This is a genomic window from Nonomuraea sp. PA05, from assembly GCF_008086045.1.
GTDB classification, from domain to species: domain Bacteria; phylum Actinomycetota; class Actinomycetes; order Streptosporangiales; family Streptosporangiaceae; genus Nonomuraea; species Nonomuraea monospora.
Genome location: NZ_VSEY01000002.1, coordinates 37,119 through 62,562 on the forward strand (window position 1 = coordinate 37,119; position 25,444 = coordinate 62,562).

The following is a 25,444-nucleotide window of genomic DNA, read 5'->3' on the forward strand; positions in this document are numbered from 1 at the left end:
CCCAGTGTCATCTCAACGGCGGGATGTGCTCCTGCCGGTCCTCCTCGTCTGCGTGAGCCTGGCGCTGGTGCTCGGGTCGGTCCTGCTGGTCGGCTCGGACGGCCGGTGGGGCCTGTACGCGTCGTGGGGCTGGTGGACGGCGCGCGCCCTCGCGCTCAGCCCGTGCTTCGCGGTGGCCGGCGCGCTGGTGTGGTGGTCCGGCCGGTACGGGCTCGGCGCCGTGCTCGGCGTGGTCTCGATCTCGCTGGGCGTGTTCGGGCTCTTGGGCCTGGTCTGGTACACCAGGCACGGCCCCGGCGGCTTCCTCGCCCCAGGGCCGCTCGCGCTGCTGCGCGGGGCGTCCATGCTGGCCATGCACGGCGCGCTGGCGGTGCTGCCCCTGTGGTTCCCCCAGGGGCGTGCGGCGCACCCCCGCTGGCGCTGGGCCGCCGGCGGGCTGGCCGCGATCTACCTCGCCTACCTGGCGCCGCTGGCCTGGCACGGCTGGCCGGTCACGCACCGCGACTGGTACTCCGGGGACATGGCCGCCGAGCACCCGTGGTGGGGCCTGACCGGCCACGCCGTCATCTGGGCGCCCAGGGTGCTGGCCGTCGCCGTCCTGATCGACCTGCTGCGCCGCCGCCGGCGCGCCGAGGGCCTGCTCGCGCGGCAGCTCACCATGATGGCCGCCGGGTACGCCGGGTACTGGGGCACCCAGATCTTCGACAAGGTCATCGACATCGGCGCCGAGCGCGATCTGCCGCAGTGGGCGCTGTTCCTGATGAACGGGCCGCTGGTGCTGTCGCTGGCGGTGATCTCCGTGGCGGCCGTGCTGTGCGACGGGTTCGGCGTGCTCGACCGGGTGGTGCGGCGCTCCCTCATCGGGCTGGGGCTCGTGGTCGGGCTGGCGTTCGCGTACCGGGGGCTCTACCTGGGGTTCACCGGGCTGCTGCCGCTGGAGCCGCTGCCGGGTGCGGCGCTCGCGTCCGGGTTGACCGTGCTCATGCTGCGGCCGGGGGCCGCGTTGCTGTGGGAGGTCGCCGACCTGCTCCTGTACGGGCGGCAGAGCAGACCGTACGAGCTGCGGCTCCTGGCCGGCAGCCTGCGTGACCGGGTGCCCGCCGACGACGTGCCGGGGCTGGTGTGCCGCACCGTCGTCGAGCGGCTCGGCCTGCCCGCCGCCGCGTTGACCGCCCACACCCGGCAGGGCGAGCGCGAGCTGGCTCGCTCCGGTACGTGGGACGACGGCGCGACCGTGGTCCGCACCGAGCTCGCCTACCAGGGCGACGCCGTCGGCTGCCTGACCGTTCAGCTCCGGCGCGGCCAGCGGGCCCTCGACGGCCGCGACACGGCGGCGCTGCGGGTGGTCACCGACCAGCTCGGGCCGGTGGTCTCCGCGATCGGGCTGCGCGAGGAGCTGCGGATCAGCCGGGAGCGGGTGATCGTGGCCAGGGAGGAGGAGCGGCGGCGGCTGCGGCACGACCTGCACGACGGGCTCGGGCCGTCCCTGGCCGTGATGCGGCTGCAGCTCGACACGGCGGCGGGGCTGCTGGGGGCGGGGTCGGCGGCGCGGGAGCTGGTGGAGTCGGTCGGGGAGCAGACGGTCAGGAGCCTGGGCGAGATCCGGCGGATCATCGAGGATCTGCGTCCGCCGGACCTTGACGAGCTGGGGCTGGTGGGTGCGCTGCGGGCCCTGGTCGGCCGGTTCGAGGCGCCGGGGGCCGCGCGCGCCGGTGAGGTGCCCGCCTTCGCCGTCGAGGTGCCGGACGTGCTGCCCGCGCTGCCCGCCGCCACCGAGACGGCCGCCTACCGCATCGCCGCCGAGGCGCTGACGAACGTCGTGCGCCACGCCGGGGCCACCAAGGCGTCGCTCGCGCTGGCGCTGGAGGGGCCGTATCTCGTGCTGAGCGTCACCGACGACGGCACAGGGCCGCCGCCCGCGCCGCGCCCCGGCGGGGTGGGGCTCACCTCGATGGTGGAGCGGGCCGAGGAGATCGGCGGCACGTGCCGCATCTCCGCCAGAACCGACGGCGCAGCCGGTGCGCTCGTCCTCGTCCACCTGCCAGGAGCCTGACATGCCCGACCCAGCGCGCCCGCCGCCACCCCAGGAGCCCGACATGCCCCCACCCGCCATCCGTGTGCTGCTGGTGGACGACCACCCCATGTTCCGGGCGGGCGTGCGGACCAGCCTGGAGACCGGCACCGAGATCACCGTCGTCGGCGAGGCCGGCACCGCCGCCGAGGGCGTGCGGCTGGCCCGCGAACTGCGCCCCGACGTGGTGCTGATGGACCTGCGGCTGCCCGACCGCTCGGGCGCCGAGGCCACCCGCGACCTGCTCGGCGGCGACGACCCCGGCGGCAACGTGCTGGTGGTGTCGATGTCGGAGGAGGACGACTCGGTCGTGGCGGCGCTGCGGGCGGGCGCGCGCGGATACGTGGTCAAGGGCACCGGCAGGGAGGAGCTGCTGCGGGCGGTGCGGACGGTGGCCGAGGGCGGGGCGGTGTTCAGCCCGGCCGTGGCCGCCCGGCTGGCGGCGTACTTCACGGCGTTGCGGGCCGCGCCCGCCCAGGCCGCGTTCCCCGCGCTGACGCCGCGCGAGGTGGAGATCCTCGGCCTGGTCGCCCAGGGGCTGCAGAACCGGGAGATCGCCCGGCGGCTGTTCCTGTCGGACAAGACCGTGCGCAACTACGTCTCCCAGTTGCTGGCCAAGCTGCAGGTCGAGGATCGCACCCAGGCGGCCGTACGGGCCAGGGACGCGGGCCTCGGCACATGACGGGATCCCGCACCCTGCCGCGCGGGCATGTCGCCGTCCGCCCGGCGTCCCGGGACCACGGTCAGAACAGGCAGGGGACGGCGGACACCGGTGCCCGGGACACCGGGCGCGCGACTCTGATCACGCATCGGAGCACCGATGCGACGACAGACGAAGGACGACCACACCATGAACAACACACTCCGCCGCACGGTCATCGGCGCGGCCCTGCTGGCCGCCTGTGCCGTGTCCGCCCCGGTCCCCGCCGCCCAGGCGGTCACCAAGTGCACGGACATCGGCAACGGCCAGCTCTGCATGCTGGCCAACGCGGGCAACCCGGCGACGGCCTCGTACCGGAAGGACGCGGGCGGCGAGGTCACCGTCCGCCTGGGCTTCCAGGTGAAGGGCGCCAGCCCCGTGCACTGGGACGCGGGCTTCTTCAAGGCCTACGTCCGCGCCGAGCCCTGGTACTACACGTGGCGGGACAACGGCGTCTCCAAGGGCGTCTCGTACCGCGCGGTCCTCCACCAGTACGGCGGCAACACCTGGTACTCCGCCTGGGCCACGCCCTGACGTCCATCCGTCTCGCGCCGCCCGGCCCCGCGTCATGGGGCCGGGCGGTCCGCCTCCCGAAAGAGGAACCCTCGCCACCATGCGCATCTCACGCGTCCTGCCCGTCACCCTCGCCTTCGCGCTCCTCGCGCCGCCCGGGCCCGCCGCCGCCACGGCGGGCCCGGAGGGGTACGCCGTGCACGGCATCGACATCTCCGGCCACAACCACACCGGGGAGAACCAGGCGATCGACTGGCGGGCGCTGGCGGCGACCGGGCAGAAGTTCGTCTCCATCAAGGCCACCGAAGGGCACCGCACCAAGTGGGTGAACGACTGGTTCGCCCGCGACCTGGCGGGGGCGCGCAGCGTGAAGCTGATCCACACCGCCTACCACTACTTCACGCACGAGCAGGACGGTGTCGCGCAGGCCGACCACTTCCTCGCCACGGTGCGCGGGCAGGGGCTCGACGGGACGCATCCGTACGAACTGCCGCTGGAACTGGACATCGAACCGCAAGGAGGGGACAAGCCGTGCGGGGCTGAGCCCGCCGCACTCGTACGGCAGGCGCTGGCCTTCATCGGCCGCGTGGAAAGCGTGACCGGGGTCGCGCCCACCGTGTACACGCAGAAGAGTTTCGTGGACCGCTGCATGGCGGGCAGCACGGAATTCGGCAAGTACCGCGTCCGGCTCGCCCGTTACGGCCGGACCCCGCCGCCGCCGCTGCCCGGCGGCACCGGCTGGGACTTCTGGCAGTTCACCAGCACGGCAAGGATCGCGGGGCTGCCTTCCCACGACGTGGACGAGAACGTCTTCGCGGGCGATCTCGCGGCGCTGGAGCGGCTGGCCAACCTCGCCCGGAAATAGCAGTGTTATCGCTTATTGATTGTTCGAGAACAGGAAATTTATTTTCGGCTGCTATACTGGTTTTCATATCTCGATAATCGCATTTAGCATCGGCGTTCCACTCCTCACGCGAAAAGAAAAGGAACGCCCTCACATGCGAGCAGCGCAGCCCAGCCAGACCGCGATGATGGCCGCCGCCGCCCGCGCGGCCCATCTCGTCGTGGACGGCGAGCCGCATCTCTTCCGTGACACCCTGGCCGCCACCCTCCTGGGCGGCCAGGCGGAGGAGCTCATCGGCTACCACCGCGCGCACGGCGGCCACCTCGTCCTCTCCGGCACCCGCGCCCAGGTCACCGCCCGCGCCGCCTACACGGAAGGCCTGCTCGGCGACCGCTTCGAACAGTACGTGGTGCTGGGCGCGGGGCTCGACACGTACGCGCTCAGGCGGGCGCCGGGCGGGCCCCGCGTCATCGAGGCCGATCATCCGGCCACGCAGCAGTGGAAGCGCGACCTCATGGCGGCGGCGAACCTCGCCGCGCCCGGCGAACCGGCCTTCGCGCCGATCGACTTCGAGTCCGGCGACCTGATGGCCGCCCTGCGCGAGGCCGGTCTCGACCCCGGCCGCCCCGCGCTGGTGAGCTGGCTGGGCGTGGCCATGTACCTGACCTCGGACGCGATCGACGGCACGCTCGCCGCCCTCGGCCGCCTGCCCCGGGGCAGCGAACTCGTCATGGAGTACGCCTTGCCACCCGAACTGCGGGACGAGCGGGGCGCCGGTTATGCCTCGTTCGCCCTGGCCGCCGCCGCCGAGCGGGGCGAGCCATGGCTGACGTTCTTCTCCCCCGACGATCTGCCCGCGTTGTTCGGGCGGCACGGGCTGGAGGTGGTGGAGCACGTCCGGCAGGCCGACTGCGTCGATCCCGCGCTGTGGCGGCGGCAGGACGGCCTGCGACCCGCCGACCTGTGCCGCCTGGTCCGCGCCACCGTGACCACCTGACCGCAGCGGCCGGGCGGGGCCGCGCAGCGCGCGGTCGCGCGGGTTGCGCGGGTCGGGTTCGGGGCGACACGGCGAGGCGCCCTCCGCTACCGCAACGCCACCGACTGCTACTCTCCGTTATATATTGCTCACTTTTCGTATAGCGGGGAGCTCTTGTGAAGGTCGCGTGCGTCGGCGGCGGGCCCGCCAGCCTCTACTTCTCGATCCTGATGAAACGGGTGGACCCCGCCCACGACATCACCGTGTACGAGCGCAACCCGGCCGGCTCGACCTACGGCTGGGGCGTGACGTACTGGGACGAGCTGTTCGGCTACCTGCACGACGTCGACCCCGAGTCGGCCCGCGAGATCAGCGCCGGCTCGGCCCGCTGGGACAGCTGGGTCGTGCACCTGCACGAGCGGGCCACCGTGACGGTGGGGCACGGCGACAAGGGGTTCGGCATCAGCCGGCGGCGGCTGCTCGCCATCCTCTCCGAGCGGGCCGAGTCCCTCGGCGTGCGCGTCGAGTACGAGCACGAGATCACCGCCGAGGAGGAGGTCGCCGACGCCGACCTGGTCGTGGCCGGTGACGGCGTCAACAGCCGGCTGCGCGAACGGCACGCCGAGCACTTCGGCACCGAGGTCACGACCGGGCTCAACCCGTACGTGTGGCTCGGCACCACCAAGGTCCTCGACTCCTTCACCTTCGCCTTCGTGGAGACGGAGCACGGCTGGATCTGGTGCTACGGCTACCCGTACAGCGACGAGCACAGCACGTTCATCGTCGAGTGCGCGCCGCACACGTGGCAGGGGCTCGGGCTCGACGTGGCGAACGAGGCCGACGGCCTGGCCCACCTGGAGAAGCTGTTCGCGGAGGTGCTGGACGGGCATCCGCTGATCGGCCGCACGCAGGCGGGCGGCGCCGCGCACTGGCTGAACTTCCGCACCATGACCAACCGCACCTGGCATCGCGGCAACCTCGTCCTGCTGGGCGACTCGGCGCACACCACCCACTACTCGATCGGCGCCGGCACCGCGCTGGCGCTGGGCGACGCCGCGTTCCTGGTGGACGCGCTGCACGCCGACCCGCACCTGGAGACGGCCCTGTCGGGGTACGAGCAGGAGCGCATGAAGGCGATCAGGCCCTCCCAGCGGGCGGCGCTGCGCAGCTCGCAGTGGTACGAGAACGTGCCACGGTACGTGGACCGGCCGCCCAGGGAGATGATCGCGCTGCTCAACTCGCGGCACTCCGGGGTGCTCCCCCACGTGCCGCCGCGCCTGTACTACTGGACGGGCACGGCGGCCGGGGCGGTCTCCGGGCTGGCGGCGAGGGTGCTGCGGCGCGGCTGACCCGCCGTTCCACCAGGTCTCAGGTGGCGAGGGCGGCTCGCTGGCGGTCGGCGTACCGGATCCAGAGCATGATCACGATCACCAGGATGCCCCAGGTCACCAGCCAGATGCCCAGCATCCAGACCAGCACCAGCAGCGACAGGCTGGGGATGGCCAGGATCACGATCCCGACGAGAATGGCCAGGATCGGCAGCACGAGCCGCCATCCCCACTTCGGCCTGGAGCGGTCGCCGAACACGCTGACGAGCTCGATCACGCCGCCGAGCAGCCAGAACAGGCCCATCATGATGGCCAGCACGGCGACGGTCTGCGGCACGTTGCGCACCGCCAGGACGCCGATGGCCAGGGCCAGCACGCCGAGCAGGGCGTACAGGACGCGGGCGGCGCCCGTGGCCAGCTCCGCCATGAGGGCCTGGATGATCCGGTAGATGCCGACCACGATCAGTTGCAGGCCGAACAGCACGGCCGCGATGGCGACCGAGGCTTCGGGCCACACCAGGACCGCCAGCCCCAGCAGTACGGACAGGAGGCCTGCGGCGATCGCCCAGCCGGTGGCGCCGCGCATCAGGCGCACGGTCATGCCGTCTCCTTGGACCGGTTCGGCTCCGGCAGCCTCGGGAGAAGTCGCTGATGTCATGGTTCTTCCCTCCTCGGCGCCCCTTCGAGGGCCATGCGAGAGTCTCGTCTCACGACACCGCGCCTGCCGCGCCGCCGCATCACCCGTCTGAGGGGAGGCGGCGGCCCGGCTGGGCCAGAGATGGCTAGGCCGACATGACGTAGGCGGTGAGCCCGCCGCCTACGACCATCTGGGCGCCCGCGATCAGGGCCAGCAGTTCCAGGGACGCGACGGGCAGGACGAGCAGGGCCTCACCCGCGAGCGTCGTGGCCACGGCCAGCGCCGCCGCAGGCAGGGCGCCCGGCCGCCACGGGTCGGACGCCACGCTCATCAGCTCGACGATGCCGCCCACCAGCCAGACGAGGCCGAGCAGGACGCAGAACGGGCCCGCGCGGACCATACCGGCCAGTGCGAGTGCGCCGGCGACGGCCAGCAGGGTGCCTTGGAGGGCGAACAGGAGCCGCACGCTGGGGCACGCGTGCCCCTCTGTGACGCATCTCGCGGCGTCGAGCACGCCCGCCACGATCAGGTAGCCGCCCAGGAGTGTGGCGAAGGTGGCGGTGGTGAGGGCCGGGCAGGTCAGCACGACCACTCCGGTGAACAGGGTGACCAGCCCTTTCAGGGCAGCAGCCGACCGGCGCCCCCCGCGCGGGGTCCTGGCCCCCGGAGTCCAGTCGTGCGGGGTCCGGTCGTGCGGGGTCCGGTCGTGCGGGGGCCGGTCGTGCGGGGTCCGGTCGTGCGGGGGCCGGTCGTGCGGGGTCCGGTCCTGCGGGGGCACGGCTTGCAGGGGCACGACCCAGGGGATCGTGGGTCGCGAACGCTCAGCCCACGGGACCGGCGGTCGCAGGCGCGCGGCTCTCCGTGGCAAGGCCCGCGCAGGGCGGGCGGCCCGCGCAGGCCAGGAGGCGGGCGCGGGCCGGGCAGCAGACGTGGGCCGTCCAGTGAACGCAGGCCGGACGGCGAGCGCAGGCCGGACCGCGGGCGCAGGCCGGACCGCGGGCGCAGGACGGACCGCGGGCGCAGGACGGACCGCGGGCGCAGGACGGACCGCGGGCGCAGGACGGGCGGCGGGGGCCGGGTCCGGCCTCAGGCGGCCGTGGACGGCGTCTCCTTGGCGTGCTGCTCACGCGGCAGGAACATCGCCGCCGCCAGCCCGAGCAGCGAGATCACCACCAGGGTCGTCAACGCCAGCGCATAGGGCTGCCCACCCGGGAAGCTTGCCGCCACGATGACGGACCCGGCCAGGGCGGTGCCGAGCGACGACCCCAGGTTGGACACGCTGCGCGACAGCCCGGAGATGTCGTCCTGCTGGTCCTCGGGGAAGCTCGACTGCACGACGTTCACCGACGCGGTCAGCATGGTCCCCACGCCGAGCCCCATCAGCAGCAGCCCCGGCGCGTAGGCGAGGATGGCGTCGGTCTCGCGCGCCATCGCCAGCAGCAGCACCATGCCCACCGCCATGGCCAGGAACCCGACCCGGATCATGCGGCGTTGCGGATGCCGGCTGGCGAAGCGTTCGGCGGCGGCCGAGGAGGCCAGGATGCCGATGGTGGCGGGGGTGAGCATGAGGCCGGTCTGGATGGCGTTGTAGTGCCAGACCTGCTGCAGGTAGACGGAGATCACGAAGAACGAGCCCTGCATGGTCAGCCATTGCACGTTCTGCGTCACCAGGCCGAGGTTGGAGGTGCGGCTGCGGAACAGCGCCAGGGAGATGAGCGGGACCTTGCCCGCTTTCTCCCTGGCGCGTACGTGCAGGAAGAACCAGAGCAGGAACAGCGCGCCGATGACGACGAACAGCCACACCGGCGAGATCCCGCCCGCGGGGATGACGACGGTGCCGCCGATGACGAAGTCGGCGCGGGAGGCGAGCCAGCCGTAGGTGCCCGACTGGAGGATGCCGAACACGACGAAGAACATGCCGGCCGCCGACAGGACGGCGCCTGTGACGTCGAAGGACGGCCGGGGCCCCGTCCGGGGCGCGGCGGCGACCTTGCGGGACATCAGGATGATCCACCCGACGACCAGGACCTGGAGGAGGAAGGAGGCCCGCCAGCTGATGGTGCTGGTGATGAAGCCGCCGATGAGCGGCCCGGCCGCCGCGCCGAGCCCGGCCGCGCCGCTGACGACGCCGAAGTACTTGGCGCGCTGGCGAAGGTCGGTGAAGGCGACGGTGATCAGGATGTAGATGGGCGGGATGAGCAGGGCGGAGCCGATGCCTTCGAGCAGCGAGTAGCCGATGATCATCATGCCGAGGCCCTGGGAGAGCGAGGCCAGCAGGGCGCCGGCCCCGTACACGATCAGCCCGGCCATGAAGCAGGTCTTGCGGCCCAGGATGTCGGTCAGCTTGCTGCCGGCGATCATCAGGGACGCCATCGTCAGCGTGAACAGGGTGATCGTGGTCTGGATGCCGGTCACCGAGGTGCCGATGTCCTCCGCGATCGTGCTGATCGCCACGTTCATGTTCGTCGCCGCGTAGCTGGCGATGAACTGCGCGAGCGCCAGCGGGAAGACCAGTGCCCTGGCGGAGGGCGGGCTGCCCGGGCCTGTCATGCCGCGCGCCCGGCGAGGGCCTTGCGCTCGTTGCGCCGCAGGATGGCCTTGCGCACCTCGGAGACCGGGATGATGAGGCCGGAGACCACGATGCAGACGAGCCACTGGCCGAGGTTCATGTCCACGGTGCCGAGCAGCCGCTGGAAGAAGTCGACGCCGCCGGACAGGACGATCGCCAGCACGGACAGCAGGCTCGCGTACAGGAACGGCCTGTCAGCGGGGCCGCCGCGGTCGAAGATCGAGCGCGTCTCGTCCCGGCAGGCGATGGAGAAGAACAGGTTGAACAGCGCGAACGTGGTCAGCGCCATCGTCCTGGCGAGGTCCTCGCCCTGCACCTGGCTCCACCAGACGACACCGAGCGTGCCGACGCCGATCACGAACCCGGCGCCGCCGAGCCAGGTGAACTGGCGGCGGTCGAGGATCTTCTCGTTGACCGGGCGCGGTTTGCGCTGCATGACGTCGACCGCCGCGACTCCGTAGCCCAGCCCGACCGCCTGGCAGATCTGCACGGTGAAGTTCACCCAGAGCGTCTGCAGGGGCAGCATCGGCACGCCGCTGACCAGGTTGAAGATGCTGGCGCCGAGGAAGGTGACGATGAAGCCGATCAGTGTGCCGATCTGGAACTTGATGTACTTCTTGAGGTTGTCGTAGAGGCCGCGGCCCATCTCCACGGCCCGCACGATGGTGGAGAAGTCGTCGTCGGTGAGGATCATGGTGGCGGCCTCCTTGGAGACCTCCGTGCCGGTGATGCCCATCGCGATGCCGATGTCGGCGCGTTTCAGGGCGGGGGCGTCGTTGACGCCGTCGCCGGTCATGGCGACCACGTGGCCCTGCTCGCGCAGGACGTCGACGAGGCGCACCTTGTGCTCGGGCGCCACTCTGGCGATGACGCCGATGTCGGCGATCTCGCGCCGCGCGGTCTCGTCGTCCATGGCGGCGAACTCGGCGCCGGTGATCGCCCGCCCCTGGATGCCGAGTTGCCTGGCGATGGACTCCGCGGTCACCGCGTGGTCGCCGGTGATCATGCGGACCTGGATGCCGGCGTCGTGGGCCTTGGCGATGGCGGCCTTGGCCTGGGGGCGCGGCGGGTCCACGATGCCCACGAGCGACAGCAGTACCAGGCCGTCCACCTGGGCCAGCAGGTCGCCGTCGGGATCGAACACCGCGGGGTCGAAGTCCTTGCGGGCGGTGCCCATCACGCGCAGGCCCTGCTCGGCCAGGCGCTGGTTCTCCTGGAGGTAGCGGGCGCGGAAGTCGTCGGTGAGCGGGATGGGGCCGAGCCCGGAGTCGAGCACGGAGTCCGACCTGGCCAGTAGCTGGTCGGGCGCGCCCTTGACGAGGCAGCGGATGACCTCGGAGCCGCGCTCGTCGGGCATCCGGTGGAAGGTGGCCATCAGCTTGTACGCCGCGTCGAACGGCACCTCCGCGACCCGTGGGTAGGTCTCGCGGGTGGCCCGCACGTCCAGGCCGCCCTTCTCGGCGAGCACGACCAGCGCGCCCTCGGTCGGGTCGCCGACGAGCACGCCCTGCTCGACCTCCGCGTCCGCGGTCAGCGCCATCGGCAGCAGGAACGGCTCCAGGGGCACGTCGGGCTGGCCCGCGACGCGTTTGATGGTGCCCTCGCTGGAGTAGCCGGAGCCGGAGATCACGTACCGGCGGCCGGGCAGCGCCATCTCGACGGCGGTCATCTGGTTGAGCGTCAGGGTGCCCGTCTTGTCGGAGTTGATGGCGCTGGTGCAGCCGAGCGTCTCGGTCGAGCGCAGCCGCTTGACGATGGCGTTGGCCTTGGCCAGCATCTGCGTGCCCATGGACAGGATGGTCGTGACCACGGCGGGCAGGCCGGTGGGGATGGCGGCCACGGCGAAGGCGATGGAGGCGGTGAAGACCTGCGCGAACGGGTTGCCGCGAGCCAGGTTCAGCGCCATCGACAGGACGAGCGCGAACCCGGAGATGACCAGGATCTGGTTGGTCAGCGCGGCGAGCTGCCTGGTCAGCGGGGTCTCCGTCTCCTCCTCGGTCTGCAGCATCCCGGAGATGTGGCCGACCTCGGTGGACATGCCGGTCGCCGTCACCACGAAGTCGCCGGAGCCGCGGGTGACGTTGGTGTTCATGAACGCCATCGTGATCCGGTCGCCGATGGCCGCGCCTGGCGACAGCAGCGCCGACGGGTCCTTGCCGACGGGGGTGCTCTCCCCTGTGAGCGCGGACTCGTCGATCTCCAGGGTGGCGGCCCTGACGATCCGCCCGTCGGCGGGCACCAGGTCGCCGGCCTCGACGGACACGACGTCGCCCGGCACCAGCTCGTCGGCGGCGATCTCGGCGAGGGAGCCGTCCCTGCGGACCTTGGCCTTGACGATCATCATCTTCTGCAGCGCGGCCACCGCGGCCGCGGCCTTGCCCTCCTGGCGCAGCCCGAGGAAGGCGTTGAACAGGGTCAGGCCGAGGAGCACGATGCCCGTCCCCCACTGCTGGAGCAGCAGGCTGCCGATGCCGGCGACGAGCAGGACGATCTGCATCGCGTCGGCGTACTGGCGCACGAAGGCGCGCCAGGCCGGCTCGGGCTTGGCCTCGGCGAACTTGTTGGGGCCGTACTGCCCCCTGCGGGTCTCCACCTCCGCCGCACTCAGGCCGTGACCTGCTTCGACGCCCAGCACCTTCAGCGCTTCCGTGGCCGGCATCGCGAAGTAGACAGGCGTCTCGGGCGTGGCAGGCCCCTGGCCCGCCGAGGACGTAGTCATCATCAGCCTCCTCAAGACCGCGGGCACCCGGTGCCGAGTTTCCGTGCGGCGCCACCGCCGGGGCGTCACCCGGCGAGGGTGAACCGGCGGGGAGAGAGCCCGGCCACAGTACGAGGACCGGATCATCAAGGCGGCGTGGAGGGGGACACGTGGACGAGGACATGCGCGCCGACTACACGGGTGCCGTGTACGGGTCGTTGCTGGCCGCCTCCGTCGTCGCCGGGACCAGCCCGGGCAAGGACCCGCCCTCCGGCGCGGTGATCAGCCTGCTGGTGCTGGCCACCGGGCTGGTGTTCTGGATGGCGCACGTCTACGCGCGGCTGGTCGGCGAGCGCCGTCACCTGCTGCGGCTGAGCTGGTCGCAGGTGCGGGCGGTGAGCCGGCGCGAGCGGCCGCTGGTGGAGGCCGCGCTGCCGCCCGCGCTGGCGGCGATGGCGGGCTGGGCGCTCGGCCTGCCCGACTCGGTGACGGCCTGGATGGCGCTGACGACCGCGCTGGCGGGCCAGGTGACCTGGGCCACCATCGCGGGCATCCGCGCCCACCTGGGCAGATACCTGATCGCCCTGGCGGCGGTGGGCAATCTGCTCATCGGGCTGCTCCTGGTCGCGCTGAAGGCCCTGCTGGCGCACTGACTCACAGAACCGCTCCTGCCTGCACTGATCTCACCCGGTGCGGGTGAGGCCCGCCCGCCGGGCGCCCGACGAAGGTGCAAGCGGTGGTGTCAGGAAGCGGCGGGACGGAAGCGAGACAGCCATGGCCGAAGCCGAAGTCAAGAAGGGTGCGCCCACGGCGCCGAGCAGGTTCGGGCTGCCGCAGGCGACCGCGTTGATCCTGGGCAGCATCATCGGGGTCGGCATCTTCAACCTGCCGTACTCGCTGGCCTCGTTCGGGCCGATCAGCATCGTCGCGATGGCGGTGACCACGGTCGGCGCGGTGGCGCTCGCCCTGATGTTCGCGGGGCTGTCACGGCGGCTGCCGGCCGAGGGCGGCCCGTACGCCTACGCGCGGGCCGCGTTCGGCAACCGGGTCGGCTTCGCGAACGCCTGGTCGTACTGGATCACCGCGTGGGCGGGGAACGCGGCGATCGTCACCGGCTGGGTGTACTACGTCGAGAACTTCGTCAACCAGGGCGCCGTGCCCGGCTGGTCCATCGTGATCGCGCTGGTCGGGCTCTGGATCCCGGCCGCGGTCAACCTGTCGGGCGTGAAGAACATCGGCGCGGTCCAGCTCTGGACGACGATCATCAAGTTCGTCCCGCTGGCGATCATGTCGACGGTCGGGCTGCTGCTGATCGACCCGGCGAACTTCCAGCCGTGGAACCTCAGCGGCCAGAGCGATCTGCGGGCCATCGCGGGCGCGATGGCCATCTGCCTGTTCAGCTACCTCGGCGTGGAGACCGCCGCCGTGGCCGCGGCGAAGGTGCGCGACCCCGAGCGGAACGTGCCCCGCGCCACCGTGTTCGGCACGCTGGTCAGCGCCGTGGTCTACCTCCTGTCCTTGCTGGCGGTGTTCGGCACCGTGCCGTCGGCGATCCTGGGCGAGGAGGCGAACAAGGCGTCGTACTCGGTGGCCGCGACCACGATGGCGGGCGGCGCGACCTGGGTGGGCGACCTGGTGGCGCTTGCGGTCATCGTCTCCGGGCTCGGCGCGCTCAACGGGTGGACGATGATCTGCGCCGAGATGCCGCTCGCCGCGGCGCGCGACGGGCTGTTCCCGCCGAGTTTCGGCAAGATCTCCAAGGCGGGCGTGCCCGCCGTCGGGATCATCGCCTCCACGTCGCTGTCGTCCCTGGCGATGGCCGTCAGTTTCCTGGGGGCCAGCGGGGCGACGGTGTTCAACACGCTGATCCTGATGACCGGCATCACCGCGGCCATCCCGTACGGGTTCTCGGCGCTGGCGCAGCTCAAGTGGCGCTGGCGAGATCATCGCACCCTGCACACGCCGCGCTTCGTGCGGGACTCGGTGGTCGCGGTCGTGGCGCTGATCTTCTCCGTGCTGTTCATCTGGTACTCGCGCAACACCGGGGAGACGGACTGGTTCCTGGTCTGGGGACCGTTCCTGATGGCCGCCGGTGCGTTCCTCGTCGGCATCCCGGTCTACCTGCGCATGCGCGACCGGATGAGCCCACCCCAGCAGGTTCCGCCCTATCACTGAGGAGAACGACGTCATGCCCTTCCACGTGGATTCCGAGATCGGCAGGCTCCGCCAGGTGATCCTGCACCGCCCGGGGCTCGAACTGAGCAGACTCAGCCCGGCCAACGTCGACGAGCTGCTGTTCGACGACATCCTGTGGGCCAAGCGGGCCCGCGAGGAGCACGACGCGTTCGCGCAGGTGCTGCGCGACCGCGGCGTGGTGGTGCACTACTTCGCCGACCTGCTGGCCGACGTGCTGAACGACCCCGTGGCCAGGGAGTGGGTGCTGGACCGGGTCCTGACCGACGACACCGTCGGCCCCACGCTGGCCGCGCCGCTGCGCCAGCTCGCTCAGGACGTGGCGAGCGACCGGCTCTCCGAGCTGCTCATCGGCGGCGTGCTCAAGGCCGAGCTGCGCCGCGCCAACGTCAGCAGCCTGCGCTGGGAGCTGATGAACGCCGACGACTTCCTGCTGACGCCGCTGCCCAACCACCTGTTCCAGCGCGACAACTCCGCCTGGATCTACGGCGGGGTCAGCATCAACCCGATGGCCAAGCCGGCCAGGGCGCGGGAGTCGGTGCACAGCGCCGCGATCTACAAGTTCCACCCGATGTTCAAGGACGGTGACTTCACCGTCTGGTACGGCGGCGACGACACGGCCCACCAGCCGGCCACGCTGGAGGGCGGCGACATCCACGTCCTCGGCTCGGGCGCGGTGCTGATCGGGCTGGGCGAGCGCAGCACCGCCATGGGCATCGAGAACCTGGCGCGCTCGCTGTTCGCCGCCAAGGCGGCCACCAAGGTCATCGCCGTCGAGCTGCCGCACTCGCGGGCCATGATGCATCTCGACACCGTCATGACGATGATCGACTCCTCGACCTTCGTCATGTACCCGTACCTGCAGCTCCCGCTGCGGTCCTGGACGGTGCTGCCGGCCGACGACCCGGACCATCCGGCGGGGCTGCGCATCGTCGCCAACGGCGACCTGCTGGAGACGATCGCCGGGGCCCTGGGCGTGGACCGCGTCTCGGTGCTGCGCACGGACGAGGACCTGCGGGCCGCCCAGAGCGAGCAGTGGGACGACGGCAACAACTTCCTGGCCATCGAGCCGGGAGTCATCGTCGGCTACGAACGCAACGTCGCCACCAACACCCACCTGCGCAAGCAGGGCATCGAAGTGATCACCATCGCGGGCAGCGAGCTCGGCAGGGGCCGTGGCGGACCGCGATGCATGTCGTGCCCGATCGAACGAGACCCCGCCTGAGGAGCCGGAATGACCTACAACCTGCGCGGCCGCAACTTCCTCAAGGAGCTGGACTTCACTCCGGCCGAGTGGAAGCAGCTGCTGGACCTGTCCGCCAGCCTGAAGAAGGCGAAGTACGCGGGCCTGGAGCGGCCCGGGCTGGCCGGCAAGAACATCGCGCTCATCTTCGAGAAGACCTCCACCCGCACCCGCTGCGCGTTCGAGGTCGCCGCGCACGACCAGGGCGCGCACGTCACCTACCTCGACCCGGACGGCTCGCAGCTCGGCCACAAGGAGTCGGTCGAGGACACCGCGCGGGTGCTCGGGCGGATGTTCGACGCCATCGAGTTCAGGGGCTTCGCCCAGGAGCACGTGGAGACGCTGGGGCGGCTGGCCGGCGTGCCGGTGTGGAACGGCCTGACCAACGAGTGGCACCCCACCCAGACGCTCTGCGACATGCTGACCATGCGCGAGCACAGCAACAAGCGCGACCAGGAGATCGCGTTCGCCTACCTCGGCGACGCCCGCAACAACGTGGGCAACTCGCTGCTGGTGGCCGGCGTCATGATGGGCATGGACGTGCGCATGGTGGCCCCGCGCTCGCTGTGGAACCACGAGGACGTCATCAAGCAGGCGCGCTTCCTCGCCGAGCGGACGGGCGCCAGGATCACGCACACCGACGACGTCGAGGAGGGCGTGGCGGGCGCCGACTTCCTCTACACCGACGTCTGGGTCTCCATGGGCGAGCCCAAGGAGGTGTGGGACGAGCGCATCGCGCTGCTGCGCGCGTACCAGGTGAACGACGAGATGATCCGGGCGACCCGCAACCCGCACGTGCGGTTCATGCACTGCCTGCCCGCCTTCCACGACCGCCGCACGAAGGTAGGCGCGGAGCTGTACGACAAGACGGGCATGGCCGCGCTGGAGGTCACCGACGAGGTCTTCGAGTCGCACTACTCGATCGTCTTCGACCAGGCCGAGAACCGGATGCACACCATCAAGGCCATCATGCTCGCCACTCTGGGCGCCTGAGGGGGGCGGCGTCATGCGGATCGTGGCTGCCCTCGGTGGCAACGCCCTGCTCGAACGCGGCCAGCGTCCCGACGCCTCCGTCCAGTGGGCCAACGCGGTGGCCGCGGTCGCCGCGCTGGCCCCGCTGGCCGGGCGGCACGAGGTCGTCATCACGCACGGCAACGGCCCTCAGGTCGGCCTGCTCGCGCTGGAGAGCGCGGCCGACCCGAGCCTGACCGTGCCCTACCCGTTCGACGTGCTGGGCGCTCAGACCCAGGGCATGATCGGTTACTGGCTCCTGCAGTCGCTGCAGAACGCGCTGCCGGGCCGTCAGGTCGCCGCCCTGATCAACCAGACCCTCGTCTCGGCCGCCGACCCGGCCTTCGCCGCGCCGACGAAGTTCGTCGGGCCGGTGTACGAGGAGGACAAGGCCCGCGAGCTGGCCGCCGGCCGGGAGTGGAGCTTCGCGCGCGACGGCGAGCACTGGCGCAGGGTGGTGCCCTCGCCCGAGCCGCTGCACATGGTGGAGAGCCGGACGATCCGCCTGCTGCTGGCGTCGGGCGCGGTCGTGGTCTGCGCGGGCGGCGGCGGCGTGCCGGTCGTCCGCAACGAGGCCGGCCGGCTGGAGGGCGTCGAGGCGGTCATCGACAAGGACCTGGCGACCGCGAAGCTGGCGGAGGCGCTGGAGGCCGACGCGCTGCTGCTGCTCACCGACGTCGCGGCGGTGCAGCGGGGCTACGGCACGCCCGGTGCCGAGCCGATCTCCCGGGCCACGCCGGCGCAGTTGCGCCGCGAGAGGTTCCCCGCCGGCTCGATGGGGCCGAAGGTGGAGGCGGTCTGCCGGTTCGTGGAGCTGACCGGCCGCCTCGGCGCGATCGGGGCGCTGGCGGACGCCGGGGCGATCCTCGACGGCAAGGCGGGCACGCTGGTCACCCCCGCCGGCGACTACGGCGGCCCCGGTGACCTGGGTCCCGCGCAGTGGACGGGACTTGTCTGACAGAACGCGACGGCGAAGGCCATGAGACTCCCCCTGGGGTCTCATGGCCTTCGCGGTCTCCCGCGCCTCTAGTAGTACATGGGCGTGTAGTAGTAGTCGTCGTCCTTGATCGCGCCCTTGTGGTACAGGCACAGGGCCCAGATCACCAGCACGTCCATGGCGATCATGAGCAGCGACCAGACCGGATAGTAGGGCATGAACAGGAACTGAGCGATGGCGTTCAGCACCGCGAGCCCGATGCCCACGATCCGGGCCCAGAGCTGCCCGGTGAAGACGAAGAACCCCGCCACGGCGGCGAGGGTCCCGACGATGAGGTGGATCCAGCCCCACACGGTGACGTCGAAGGTGTAGACGTAGTCCGGCGCGACGACGTAGAACTCGCCCTGCAGAATCGCGGCCAGCCCTTCGAACGCCTGGAACATGCCGATCATCACCATCATCGTGCCGGCGAAGATGGCCCCGCCCACGGCCCAACCGCTGACGGGCTTCTTCTCCTCCGCCGCCGATCCCGTGGAGCTGGCGGAAACTTGCTCTGCCATTGCACCCTCCTCCTGACCAGCCGGTCGTGAATCTCGCAAGGAGAGTCACATTTCGCGGCACCCTGTCGCATCACCCTCCGAGGATGAGATGCCGGGGATGAGATGCCCGGGCACTGTCGCCCGCAGCGGGTGAGGCGGCGCCCGGCCTGCGGCGTTTGTCTGTGGAGTGACACTTCGGCCCCGTCAGGAGGACGCCCATGGGATGCCTGTTCGTGCTGCTCGCCGCCGCGTTTCCACGCCTCATGCTGCTGTTCGTCTGGGTGGCCCGGCCGGCCCTCGTCGACGCCGCCTTCGGCACCTGGATCATCCCGCTGCTCGGCGTCGTCCTGCTGCCGTTCGCCACACTCACGTACGTGCTCCTCTACTACCCGACCAACGGCCTGTCCGGCGGGGCGTGGGCCTGGGTGGTCTTCGCGGCCTTCCTCGACGTGCTCCACTGGGTGGCCGGCACCGTCCGCCGCCAGCGCGCCGTGTACGTCGGGCGGTCCTACTACTGACGTGAAAAACGCAGGTCCCCGCCGTGACGGCGGGGACCTGCGTCGTCCGGTCAGCTCTCTCGCATCCCCGCTTCCCTGGCCTCGCGCTTGCCGTACACGCAGAGCGTCCAGATGATGAAGATGTCCAGCGCGATGATCAACATCGCCCAGAACGGGTAGTAGGGGATGAAGAAGAAGTTGGCCACCGCGCTCAGCACGGCCGCGGCGATCCCTACGATGCGAGCCCAGAGCTGGGCGACCATGACGCCCCAGCCCGCGACGCCGACCGCGACGCCGAGCACCAGGTGGATCCAGCCCCAGGCGGTCACGTCGATCACGTAGATGTAGTTGCGGGTGGGGACGTAGAACTCGTTGGCGATGATGGCCGCGATGCCTTCGAGGGCCTGGAAGAAGCCCACAGTGATCATCATGATGGCGGCGAACAGGGCCGCGCCCGCGACCCAGCTCTGTCGCTTGGGCGAATAGGTCTTGCCTGTCATCTGTCTCCTCCTTGGCCGAACGACTTTTGCTGGTGCTGGGCGGCTAGGGCCGCACCGGTCGCCACGAAGTCGGCCGGGTGGATCCAGGCGTCGGTCACCGCTGTGCCGCCGGCCTCACCGATGGCCGTGCGCAGCGGCATCGCCCAGCGGTGCTCCAGCAGCGCGATCGCGGCGGCCGCGCCGACGGGCACCGCGTCGGCGATGGCCCAGCGCTCCTCGTCGTCGAAGATCCCGTCACCGATGATCGCGGCGCCGGCCTCCGCGCCCTTCTCCACGCCCTTGTCACCTTCGGCGCCGAACCCCACCAGGGAGCCGACGACCATGCCGAACTGGTGCCGTTCCTCGGCCGACAGATCACTCATCTCCAGCGTGGTGAGCGCGCCGTGCTCGTTCTTGCGCACGACCAGCATGTCGATCAGCCGGACGATGTCGTGCTCCCGTAACCGATGCAGCTCGGTGAGGACTCCGCCCGTGAAGTGCGGATCCTTGAACACCACCACCAGCAACTGCAGGGGGCCGAATTCCACCTCCGGGCACCTCCTCATCTGCTCGCTGTCAGCGGGTCAGGACCTGCTGCTTGGCGGCCCGGTACTCCTCCTCGCTGATGGCGCCCTGGTCGAGCAGCGCCTTCAGCCGTTCGAGCTGGTCGGCCATGCCGCCGCCGCTCGGTTCCGCGCCGGACGGCTCGTACGGGTCCTGGCCGTACTCCGTCTCCTGGGCCTGGCGTTTGCCTGCCTGGTAGGCCAGCACGCCCGCGCCGGCCAGCATCGCCGCGTTGCGTAGTGGCCGTCTGCGTCTGTAGAGCAAGCCCATGGGTCTCCCCGCCTTCCCGGTACGGCTTACTTGTCTTCGCCGTGCAGGGCCTCCTGCAGCGCCTGCTCGGTCTCGCGCGACAGGGAGGACTTCAGCACGGTGCCGCCGTACTTGCTGAGCGCGGCCACGGCCTTGTCCGGGGTCACCTTCTCCACCACCAGGAACAGCGCCGACGTGCCGGGCTGCAGCATGTCGCGCACCTGCGCCTGGAAGGCCCGGTCGATGCCGGACTTCTCCACCTTGCCCATGATGGCGCCGAGTCCCGCTCCCATGGCCATGCCGAGGAACGGCACGAAGAACAGCATGCCGAACAGCAGCCCCCAGAACATGCCCCAGGTGGCCCCGCTGGCCACCGGCTGGTGGTGCGTGCTGACGTGCAGCTTGCCCTCGACGTCGCGTGAGATCACCGCCACGGCGTCGGGCTGGATGATCAGCTCGCTGGTGAGACGCTGAACCTCGCGCTCGGCCTCGTATGCCGTCGCCTCGTCCGGGTAGCCGATCGCGATCAGGTCCGCCATCGCGCTCTCCTTCCTGTCCGATTTCTTCGACTCCCAGCAGACGCTCACCGGAGGGTCCGCATCATCACCCGCACAGGGTGAGCGGGGCCGTGTTCACCCTCGGGGGGTGATGAACGCCCGCCTCCGCAGGGTGGACGTTTGCTGCGGACAGTGACCTTGGGAGGTGCTCGCATGAACGCGGAGAGCCAACGGCTGGACCAGTCGGCCGCGCCGGACGCGCCGTGGCGCCGATGGGGCCCCTATCTCAGCGAACGCCAGTGGGGCACGGTCCGCGAGGACTACGGCGGCTCCGGCGAGGCGTGGGACTACCTCCCGCACGACCACGCCCGCTCCCGGGCCTACCGCTGGGGCGAGGACGGCCTCGGCGGCATCAGCGACGACCGGCAGCGGCTGTGCCTGTCGGTGGCGCTGTGGAACGGCAGGGACCCGATACTCAAGGAGCGGCCGTTCGGGCTGACCAACGGCGAGGGCAACCACGGCGAGGACGTCAAGGAGTACTACTACTACCTCGACAACACGCCCACGCACTCCTACATGCGGTTCCTGTACAAGTACCCGCAGGCCGAGTTCCCCTACGGCGACCTGGTGGCCGTCAACGGCGGCCGGGACCGGCAGGCGTTCGAGTACGAGCTGCTCGACACGGGCGTCTTCGACGACAACCGCTACTTCGACGTCTTCGTCGAGTACGCCAAGGCGGCGCCCGAGGACGTGCTGGTCGAGATCACCGTCGCCAACCGCGGCCCCGAGCAGGCCGACGTGCACGTGCTGCCGACGGTGTGGTTCCGCAAGACCTGGTCGTGGCCGGGCGGCACGGCCAAGCCGGCCATGCGCGCGACCGCCGGCTCCGTCGTCCGGGCCGAGCACGAGGAGCTGGGCACGTACCACGTGTACTTCCAGGAGGGCGCGCCGCTGCTGTTCACGGAGAACGAGACGAACAACGAGCGGGTTTTCGGCAGCCCCAACACCGCGCAGTACGTCAAGGACGGCATCGGCCGCCACGTCGTGGACGGCGAGCAGGGCGCCGTCAATCCGGACAGGACCGGCACCAAGGCGGCGGCGCACCACGTGCTGACCGTCCCCGCGGGCGGCACGGCGACCGTGCGGCTGCGGATGGCCGCGGGCGAGGTCGGCGACCCGCTCGGCGCGGCCTTCGGGGAGATCTTCGACCTGCGGCGGGCCGAGGCCGACGCTTTCTACGCCGAGCTCACCCCGGCGGGTTCCAGCGAGGACGAGGCGGCGGTGCTGCGCCAGGCGCTGTCCGGGCTGCTGTGGAGCAAGCAGTTCTACTGCTACGACGTCGACGGCTGGCTCAGGGCGCACGGGCAGGACCCGTGGACCCCGTCCGATCGGCGCAACCACGGCTGGTTCGGGATGGACGCGCACGACATCATCGTCATGCCGGACAAGTGGGAGTACCCCTGGTTCGCGGCCTGGGATCTGGCCTTCCACGCGGTCGCGCTGGCCGTCGTCGACCTCGATCTGGCCAAGCACCAGGTGGAGCTGCTGCTGGACGACAGGTATCTGCACCTCAGCGGCCAGATCCCGGCCTACGAGTGGAACTTCGGCGACGTCAACCCGCCCGTGCACGCGTGGGCGGCCCGCTTCATCTACCTGCTGGAGACCCAGCTCCGCGGCCGGGGCGACCTGGACTTCCTGCAGCGGGTGTTCCAGAAGCTGCTGCTGAACTTCGCCTGGTGGCTCAACCGCAAGGACCCCGAGGGCCGCAACGTCTACGAGGGCGGCTTCCTCGGCCTGGACAACATCGGCGTGTTCGACCGCAGCGCCCCGCTGCCCACCGGCGGGTCGCTGGACCAGGCCGACGGCACCGCCTGGATGGCGTTCTACGCGCAGAACATGCTGCAGCTCGCCGTGGAGCTGGCCGAGCACGAGCCCGCCTACGAGGACCTCGCGGTCAAGTTCGCCGGGCACTTCCTGTGGATCGCCGCCGCCACCGACCGGGTGGGCGACGTCAAGGACGAGATGTGGGACGAGGCCGACGGCTTCTTCTACGACGTCCTGCGGCTGCCCGACGGCTCCGGCACGCGGCTGCGGGTGCGCTCGCTGGTGGGGCTGCTGCCGCTGTGCGCGTCCACGGTCTTCCCGCCGCTGGCCGCCGAGGGTGAGGAGGGCCCGCTGGCCGCGAAGATCCGCCGGTTCGCCGAGCGGCATCCGTGGCTGCGCGGCGGCATGTCGGCCGCCGACCGGCAGGGCGTGGGCGGGCGGCGGCTGCTGTCGCTGCTGGACGAGGGCAAGCTCAGGCGGGTGCTGGCCCGCATGCTCGACGAGGAGGAGTTCCTCAGCCCGTACGGCATCCGCTCCCTGTCGCGCCACCATCTCGACCACCCCTACGAGTTCCGGGCGGGCGGCGAGACCTACCAGGTCCGATATGTGCCGGCCGAGTCCGACAGCGGCATGTTCGGCGGCAACTCCAACTGGCGGGGCCCGGTCTGGGTGCCGATGAACGCGCTGATCATCCGGGCGCTGCTGAACCTGTACGTCTTCTACGGCGACGACTTCACCGTCGAGTGCCCCACCGGGTCGGGCAACCGGATGACGCTGTTCGGCGTGGGCAAGGAGCTGGCCGCCCGGCTCACCCGCATCTTCCTGCGCGACCGGGACGGCCACCGCCCGCTGTACGGCGGGCTGCGGATCTACCAGGAGGACCCGCATTGGCGGGACCTGATCCAGTTCCACGAGTACTTCCACGGGGACAACGGGGCCGGGCTCGGGGCCGCGCACCAGACCGGGTGGACGGCCGACGTCGCCGTCTTCATGATCCTTTTCGGCAACCTCTCCGCCGCAGACCTGCTGGCAGGGCACCGGACCAAGGAGCCGTGACGATGAGGCACCGACGCGCACCGATGATCTACGAGGTCGACACCTGGGAGTGGCTCAGCGACGTGCGGCGCCGCTTCGGCTGCCCGGCGCGCCTCCAGGACGTGCCGAAGGAGGCGTGGGACGAGCTGGCCGTGCCCGGCGTCGACACCCTCTGGCTGATGGGCGTCTGGCAGCGCAGCCCCGAGGGCCGCGCCATCGCGCTGGCCGACCCGGAGTTACGGCGGAGCTTCGCCGAGGCGCTGCCCGGCGTCACCGACGACGACATCGCCGGGTCGCCGTACTGCGTGCGCGACTACGTCGCCGACGAGGGCCTCGGCGGCCCGGAGGGGCTGGCGGCGGCGCGGGCCGAGCTGAACCGGCGCGACATCGCCCTGCTGCTCGACTACGTGCCCAACCACGTGGCTCCCGACCACCCGTGGGTGGCGGCGCACCCCGACTACTTCGTCCGGGGCGGCGCCGGGGACCTGAGCCGCGACCCCGCCGCCTTCCTCGAACGCGGCGGCCACGTCTACGCCAGGGGCCAGGACCCGTTCTTCCCGCCGTGGCCGGACGTCGTCCAGCTCAACGCCTTCTCCCAGGGGTTGCGCACCTCCACCGTGGAGACGCTGCTGCGCATCGGCGAGCACTGCGACGGGGTCCGCTGCGACATGGCGATGCTCATGACCAACGAGGTGTTCGCCAGGACGTGGGGCGCACGGGCCGGCAAGCCTCCCGCCAAGGACTTCTGGCCGTCCGTCATCGACCGGGTCAGGAAGCGGCATCCCGGGATGACGTTCGTGGCCGAGGCGTACTGGGACATGGAGTGGACGCTGCAGCAGCAGGGCTTCGACTACTGCTACGACAAGCGGCTCTACGACCGGCTGCTGGACGGCGACCCCGGCTCCGTGCGGGCGCACCTGACCGCCGGCCTGCCCTACCAGCAGCGCCTGGTGCGGTTCCTGGAGAACCACGACGAGCCCAGGGCCGCCGCCACCATGCACCAGGCCAAGGAGCGGGCGGCGGCGACGATGATCGCGACCCTGCCCGGCGCGGTCATGTGGCACGAGGGCCAGTTCGAGGGCCGCCGGACCCGGGTGCCGGTCTTCCTGGGCCGCCGACCCGAGGAACCCGCGATCGAGGGGCTGCGCGAGTTCTACGAGCGGCTCATCGCCGCCGTGGCCTCCTCCGGCATGCGGCAGGGCGAGTGGCGGCTGCTGGACTGCCACGGCTGGCCGGACAACCAGTCGTGCGCCGGCCTGCTGGCCTGGGCCTGGACCGCGCCGGACGCGCGGCACCTCGTCGTGGTCAACTTCCAGGACCGTCCCGCGCAGGCCCGTGTGCCGCTGCCCTGGCCCGAGCTGCCGGACCGGCAGTGGATCCTGCGCGACCTGCTCACCGGCGACGTGCACGAGCGGGCCGGCGCCCCGATGCGCACCGAGGGCCTGTACGTCGAGCTCGGCGGCTGGGCCACCCACGTCTTCACGGTCGATCCGGCCGCACCCTGACCACCGATCCCCATGAAGGGCGAATGACGATGGAGTACTCCAGGTACGACGGCGAACCGCAGCTCGCGCCCGCCTCTCCCCCTCCGCCTGTGATCGACATGCGCCGGCTCTGGGGCGGCGGCCTGGCCACCGCCCTGGTCGCCGCGCTCGTGGCGTGGGTGGCCGTGCTGATCGCGCGGGCGGTCTTCCACGCCGAGCTGCTGACCCCGGAGAGCAGAGGGCTGACCCGCGCCTCCGGCACGACCCTGTACGTCATCTCCGCCGGCGCGGGGGCGCTCATCGCCACGCTGATCCTGCTGCTCATGGTCGCGCTCACGCCGCGCCCCCTGGCCTACTTCGGCTGGATCATCGGGCTCATCACCGTGGCCTGCGCCGTCCTGCCCTTCACCGTGGACGCCCCCCTGCTCGACCAGCTCCTCACGGGCTTCGCCAACCTCGCCGTCGGGCTGGTCATCCTGACGCTGCTGCCCAAGGTCGGCTACTCCACGATCCGCCCGGGCCAGCCCGCCCAGCCGCCGCCCCTCCAGTGACGTCG

General features: G+C 71.2%; 24 protein-coding genes. 15 read left to right on the forward strand and 9 right to left on the reverse strand.

From position 1 onward, the window contains the following. Positions 1-4 precede the first annotated feature (4 nt). The 6 genes from FXF51_RS03210 (at position 5) to FXF51_RS03235 (ending at position 6,453) form a co-directional block, all read left to right on the forward strand. The gene (locus FXF51_RS03210; RefSeq protein ID WP_148432733.1) at positions 5-2,053 is read left to right on the forward strand and encodes a sensor histidine kinase; all 2,049 of its coding nucleotides are present in this window, start codon (positions 5-7) and stop codon (positions 2,051-2,053) included. 1 nt (position 2,054) lies between these two features. Continuing rightward, a complete protein-coding gene (locus FXF51_RS03215) occupies positions 2,055-2,753 on the forward strand; it encodes a response regulator (RefSeq protein ID WP_262379259.1) in 699 nt (232 codons plus the stop codon). A gap of 138 nt (positions 2,754-2,891) precedes the next feature. Then, complete coding sequence (locus tag FXF51_RS03220; RefSeq protein ID WP_148432734.1) at positions 2,892-3,305, forward strand: hypothetical protein; 414 nt, start codon at positions 2,892-2,894, stop codon at positions 3,303-3,305. Positions 3,306-3,384: 79 nt separating this feature from the next. After that, on the forward strand, positions 3,385-4,149 hold the full coding sequence (locus FXF51_RS03225; RefSeq protein ID WP_187414148.1) for a glycoside hydrolase family 25 protein: 765 nt from the start codon (positions 3,385-3,387) through the stop codon (positions 4,147-4,149). A gap of 133 nt (positions 4,150-4,282) precedes the next feature. After that, complete coding sequence (locus FXF51_RS03230; protein ID WP_148432736.1) at positions 4,283-5,125, forward strand: class I SAM-dependent methyltransferase; 843 nt, start codon at positions 4,283-4,285, stop codon at positions 5,123-5,125. Positions 5,126-5,280: 155 nt separating this feature from the next. Continuing rightward, a complete protein-coding gene (locus FXF51_RS03235; RefSeq protein ID WP_187414149.1) occupies positions 5,281-6,453 on the forward strand; it encodes an FAD-dependent monooxygenase in 1,173 nt (390 codons plus the stop codon). Positions 6,454-6,472: 19 nt separating this feature from the next. On the opposite strand, the gene FXF51_RS03240 is transcribed toward FXF51_RS03235, so the two are convergent. The 4 genes from FXF51_RS03240 to FXF51_RS03255 form a co-directional block, all read right to left on the reverse strand. Then, complete coding sequence (locus FXF51_RS03240) at positions 6,473-7,033, reverse strand: HdeD family acid-resistance protein (protein ID WP_187414150.1); 561 nt, start codon at positions 7,031-7,033, stop codon at positions 6,473-6,475. 181 nt (positions 7,034-7,214) lie between these two features. Then, positions 7,215-7,862, reverse strand: a complete 648-nt coding sequence (locus FXF51_RS03245) for a DUF308 domain-containing protein (RefSeq protein WP_148432738.1) — start codon at positions 7,860-7,862, stop codon at positions 7,215-7,217. Positions 7,863-8,155: 293 nt separating this feature from the next. Then, a complete protein-coding gene (locus FXF51_RS03250) occupies positions 8,156-9,619 on the reverse strand; it encodes an MFS transporter (RefSeq protein ID WP_148432739.1) in 1,464 nt (487 codons plus the stop codon). Beyond that, positions 9,616-12,360 (reverse strand): cation-translocating P-type ATPase, encoded by a 2,745-nt coding sequence (locus FXF51_RS03255; RefSeq protein WP_222871108.1) that lies wholly within the window; start codon positions 12,358-12,360, stop codon positions 9,616-9,618. Before FXF51_RS03255 ends, FXF51_RS03250 begins: the two co-directional genes overlap by 4 nt. 146 nt (positions 12,361-12,506) lie before the next feature. On the opposite strand from FXF51_RS03255, the gene FXF51_RS03260 reads away from it, so the two are divergent. The 5 genes from FXF51_RS03260 (at position 12,507) to FXF51_RS03280 (ending at position 17,741) form a co-directional block, all read left to right on the forward strand. Further along, positions 12,507-12,989, forward strand: coding sequence for a hypothetical protein (locus tag FXF51_RS03260; protein ID WP_222871109.1), 483 nt, complete (start codon positions 12,507-12,509; stop codon positions 12,987-12,989). A 121-nt stretch (positions 12,990-13,110) separates the two neighbouring features. Continuing rightward, positions 13,111-14,511, forward strand: coding sequence for an APC family permease (locus tag FXF51_RS03265; RefSeq protein WP_148432740.1), 1,401 nt, complete (start codon positions 13,111-13,113; stop codon positions 14,509-14,511). Positions 14,512-14,524: 13 nt separating this feature from the next. Then, positions 14,525-15,754 (forward strand): arginine deiminase, encoded by a 1,230-nt coding sequence (locus FXF51_RS03270; protein ID WP_148432741.1) that lies wholly within the window; start codon positions 14,525-14,527, stop codon positions 15,752-15,754. A gap of 9 nt (positions 15,755-15,763) precedes the next feature. Beyond that, a complete protein-coding gene (gene argF / locus FXF51_RS03275) occupies positions 15,764-16,765 on the forward strand; it encodes an ornithine carbamoyltransferase (RefSeq protein WP_148432742.1) in 1,002 nt (333 codons plus the stop codon). A gap of 13 nt (positions 16,766-16,778) precedes the next feature. Continuing rightward, the gene (locus FXF51_RS03280) at positions 16,779-17,741 is read left to right on the forward strand and encodes a carbamate kinase (protein WP_148432743.1); all 963 of its coding nucleotides are present in this window, start codon (positions 16,779-16,781) and stop codon (positions 17,739-17,741) included. Positions 17,742-17,809: 68 nt separating this feature from the next. Here FXF51_RS03280 and FXF51_RS03285 read toward each other — a convergent pair whose 3' ends face one another. Further along, on the reverse strand, positions 17,810-18,280 hold the full coding sequence (locus FXF51_RS03285; RefSeq protein WP_222871110.1) for a hypothetical protein: 471 nt from the start codon (positions 18,278-18,280) through the stop codon (positions 17,810-17,812). A gap of 197 nt (positions 18,281-18,477) precedes the next feature. Between FXF51_RS03285 and FXF51_RS03290 the strand changes: the two genes are divergently transcribed. Further along, entirely contained in the window at positions 18,478-18,777 is a 300-nt protein-coding gene (locus FXF51_RS03290; RefSeq protein ID WP_148432744.1) for a hypothetical protein, read from the forward strand. A gap of 50 nt (positions 18,778-18,827) precedes the next feature. Here the strand turns inward: FXF51_RS03290 and FXF51_RS03295 are convergent, their stop codons facing one another. The 4 genes from FXF51_RS03295 to FXF51_RS03310 are packed head-to-tail and all read right to left on the reverse strand — an operon-like array spanning position 18,828 to position 20,587. Next, complete coding sequence (locus tag FXF51_RS03295; RefSeq protein WP_148432745.1) at positions 18,828-19,256, reverse strand: hypothetical protein; 429 nt, start codon at positions 19,254-19,256, stop codon at positions 18,828-18,830. Further along, positions 19,253-19,783 (reverse strand): hypothetical protein, encoded by a 531-nt coding sequence (locus FXF51_RS03300; RefSeq protein ID WP_148432746.1) that lies wholly within the window; start codon positions 19,781-19,783, stop codon positions 19,253-19,255. The genes FXF51_RS03295 and FXF51_RS03300 overlap by 4 nt, the downstream gene beginning before the upstream one ends. Before the next feature lie 28 nt (positions 19,784-19,811). Continuing rightward, entirely contained in the window at positions 19,812-20,069 is a 258-nt protein-coding gene (locus tag FXF51_RS03305) for an SHOCT domain-containing protein (protein WP_148432747.1), read from the reverse strand. 26 nt (positions 20,070-20,095) lie between these two features. Continuing rightward, a complete protein-coding gene (locus FXF51_RS03310) occupies positions 20,096-20,587 on the reverse strand; it encodes a DUF1269 domain-containing protein (protein WP_148432748.1) in 492 nt (163 codons plus the stop codon). Positions 20,588-20,758: 171 nt separating this feature from the next. Between FXF51_RS03310 and FXF51_RS03315 the strand changes: the two genes are divergently transcribed. From FXF51_RS03315 to FXF51_RS03325, 3 genes are read left to right on the forward strand one after another with little or no spacing between them, the layout of a single operon-like run. Continuing rightward, on the forward strand, positions 20,759-23,425 hold the full coding sequence (locus tag FXF51_RS03315; protein ID WP_148432749.1) for an MGH1-like glycoside hydrolase domain-containing protein: 2,667 nt from the start codon (positions 20,759-20,761) through the stop codon (positions 23,423-23,425). Positions 23,426-23,427: 2 nt separating this feature from the next. Continuing rightward, on the forward strand, positions 23,428-24,909 hold the full coding sequence (locus FXF51_RS03320) for an alpha-amylase (protein ID WP_148432750.1): 1,482 nt from the start codon (positions 23,428-23,430) through the stop codon (positions 24,907-24,909). A gap of 23 nt (positions 24,910-24,932) precedes the next feature. Next, complete coding sequence (locus FXF51_RS03325; protein WP_148432751.1) at positions 24,933-25,439, forward strand: DUF6069 family protein; 507 nt, start codon at positions 24,933-24,935, stop codon at positions 25,437-25,439. The last annotated feature ends 5 nt before the right edge of the window (positions 25,440-25,444 follow it).

What these genes read in the sequence shown, in the direction of transcription:
- FXF51_RS03305 (WP_148432747.1), bottom strand. Translation starts at nt 20,069, where the DNA reads ATGGGCTTGCTCTACAGACGCAGACGGCCACTACGCAACGCGGCGATG.
- FXF51_RS03295 (WP_148432745.1), bottom strand. Translation starts at nt 19,256, where the DNA reads ATGACAGGCAAGACCTATTCGCCCAAGCGACAGAGCTGGGTCGCGGGC.
- FXF51_RS03215 (WP_262379259.1), top strand. Translation starts at nt 2,055, where the DNA reads ATGCCCGACCCAGCGCGCCCGCCGCCACCCCAGGAGCCCGACATGCCC.
- FXF51_RS03265 (WP_148432740.1), top strand. Translation starts at nt 13,111, where the DNA reads ATGGCCGAAGCCGAAGTCAAGAAGGGTGCGCCCACGGCGCCGAGCAGG.
- FXF51_RS03285 (WP_222871110.1), bottom strand. Translation starts at nt 18,280, where the DNA reads ATGGCAGAGCAAGTTTCCGCCAGCTCCACGGGATCGGCGGCGGAGGAG.
- FXF51_RS03325 (WP_148432751.1), top strand. Translation starts at nt 24,933, where the DNA reads ATGACGATGGAGTACTCCAGGTACGACGGCGAACCGCAGCTCGCGCCC.
- FXF51_RS03280 (WP_148432743.1), top strand. Translation starts at nt 16,779, where the DNA reads ATGCGGATCGTGGCTGCCCTCGGTGGCAACGCCCTGCTCGAACGCGGC.
- FXF51_RS03240 (WP_187414150.1), bottom strand. Translation starts at nt 7,033, where the DNA reads ATGACCGTGCGCCTGATGCGCGGCGCCACCGGCTGGGCGATCGCCGCA.
- FXF51_RS03225 (WP_187414148.1), top strand. Translation starts at nt 3,385, where the DNA reads ATGCGCATCTCACGCGTCCTGCCCGTCACCCTCGCCTTCGCGCTCCTC.
- FXF51_RS03290 (WP_148432744.1), top strand. Translation starts at nt 18,478, where the DNA reads ATGGGATGCCTGTTCGTGCTGCTCGCCGCCGCGTTTCCACGCCTCATG.
- FXF51_RS03320 (WP_148432750.1), top strand. Translation starts at nt 23,428, where the DNA reads ATGAGGCACCGACGCGCACCGATGATCTACGAGGTCGACACCTGGGAG.
- FXF51_RS03310 (WP_148432748.1), bottom strand. Translation starts at nt 20,587, where the DNA reads ATGGCGGACCTGATCGCGATCGGCTACCCGGACGAGGCGACGGCATAC.
- argF (WP_148432742.1), top strand. Translation starts at nt 15,764, where the DNA reads ATGACCTACAACCTGCGCGGCCGCAACTTCCTCAAGGAGCTGGACTTC.
- FXF51_RS03315 (WP_148432749.1), top strand. Translation starts at nt 20,759, where the DNA reads ATGAACGCGGAGAGCCAACGGCTGGACCAGTCGGCCGCGCCGGACGCG.
- FXF51_RS03250 (WP_148432739.1), bottom strand. Translation starts at nt 9,619, where the DNA reads ATGACAGGCCCGGGCAGCCCGCCCTCCGCCAGGGCACTGGTCTTCCCG.
- FXF51_RS03270 (WP_148432741.1), top strand. Translation starts at nt 14,525, where the DNA reads ATGCCCTTCCACGTGGATTCCGAGATCGGCAGGCTCCGCCAGGTGATC.
- FXF51_RS03230 (WP_148432736.1), top strand. Translation starts at nt 4,283, where the DNA reads ATGCGAGCAGCGCAGCCCAGCCAGACCGCGATGATGGCCGCCGCCGCC.
- FXF51_RS03255 (WP_222871108.1), bottom strand. Translation starts at nt 12,360, where the DNA reads ATGATGACTACGTCCTCGGCGGGCCAGGGGCCTGCCACGCCCGAGACG.
- FXF51_RS03220 (WP_148432734.1), top strand. Translation starts at nt 2,892, where the DNA reads ATGCGACGACAGACGAAGGACGACCACACCATGAACAACACACTCCGC.